This is a genomic window from Leisingera sp. F5, from assembly GCF_001593695.1.
Genome location: NZ_LUKH01001001.1, coordinates 1 through 1368 on the forward strand (window position 1 = coordinate 1; position 1368 = coordinate 1368).

Genomic DNA, 1368 nt, shown 5'->3' on the forward strand with positions numbered 1-1368 from the left:
CTGAAGATACCCGGCGCGCCGGTTGGCATGTCCAAAACCGTCAGCGCCGGAGGGGTCGCGGACAATGGCGGCGCCAATCCGCTTTCGGGCTACACGGTGGTCGAAGCCGCCGACCAGGATGCTGCCTGCGAAATGGCCAAAGGCTGCCCGATGGTGGTGAGCGGCAACGGTTCAGTCGAAGTGGCCGAGATCATCGACATGGAAATGTAGGCTGCATGCCCCGGGGCCGGCCCGGGGCAGTTATTTTCAAAACAGCAGCTCGGCTGCCGGGCGGATGGATCCGCACTCCAGCCCGCGGCGGCTGTAAAGTGTCTTGTTCATGTATTTGCGGGTTTCCGGCTGCTCTGCCTCCAGCACACCAAGGCTGACCATCAGCGCGGCAATTGCGCATTCGCTGGCGCGGGTGGCGCCGTCGGTGATCTTCACGGCTACGCCCATCTTCTGTTCAGGCAGGATGGCGATGAACACCGCCTCGGCGCCGGTCTTAATCGCTACTTTACCGCCCATCGCCCGCATCAGGTTGGTGCAGCAGCGGCTTTCGCCTGCGACCAATTCGGGATGCGCCGTCATTGCCGCCACCAGCTGCTGCGCCGCTTGCGATGCGCGGTCAGAGCGGTCTGCAGCACTGGCAAACCAAGCCATGGACCGTGCGAGGCCAGATACGGTGGTGGCAAAATTCGGCGCTGAGCAGCCGTCGATGCCATAGCCGGGACTATCCTGCCCGGTGGTTTCCTCAAACGCCGCCAGACAGGCCTGCTGCACCGGGTGATCAACTTCGATGTACTCGGCCCCTGCCCCCAGATATTGGGTCAGGGTCAGAAAGCCCGCGTGTTTACCAGAGCAGTTGTTGTGAACCTGGCAGGGGCTGTTGTCGGTCTTGATCAGCTCATTGCGGGCCGGGATGTCGTCTGGCAATTGCGTGCCGCAGCGGAAGTCGTCATCGCCAAGGCCCAGCTGATCCAGCCAGGCATTCACCCGCTCGGTGTGGATATGCGCACCGTTGTGGGACGCACAGGCAAGCGCCAGCTGTTCGGACGTCAAACCATAGCGCGCGGCAGCGCCGGAGGTGATCAACGGCAGCGCCTGGATCATCTTGGCCGAGCTGCGCGGGTAAATCACCGCATCCGGATCCCCCCAGCTGCGCACCACCTTGCCCGTGTCATCACAAATGACGGCATGACCCAGATGCAGGCTCTCCAGCAGCGGGCCGCGCCAGACTTCGGCCATGGGCACAGGTTTCGGCATGATATCTCCCCTTGTGTTTCCGTGCGGTTTTCTGGGCGAAAACCTGCCAAAACGCACTTTCGCCCGTGGTGCTAGTTACGTTAGTGTGCTTGTGTAGCGCAAGCGAGGGGATCGGGATCAGAC

The 1368-nt window shown here is 62.4% G+C and carries 2 protein-coding genes; one reads left to right on the top strand and one right to left on the bottom strand.

Features of this window, described 5'->3' with window-relative positions; all coding sequences use genetic code 11:
- On the top strand, positions 1-210 hold a 210-nt coding region (locus tag A2I95_RS38270; RefSeq protein ID WP_291737632.1), incomplete at its 5' end, for a YciI family protein.
- A 36-nt stretch (positions 211-246) separates the two neighbouring features.
- On the opposite strand, the gene A2I95_RS38275 is transcribed toward A2I95_RS38270, so the two are convergent.
- Positions 247-1245: an asparaginase gene (locus A2I95_RS38275; protein WP_291737633.1), complete on the bottom strand. Its 999-nt coding sequence runs from the start codon at positions 1243-1245 to the stop codon at positions 247-249.
- Between the last annotated feature and the right edge of the window lie 123 nt (positions 1246-1368).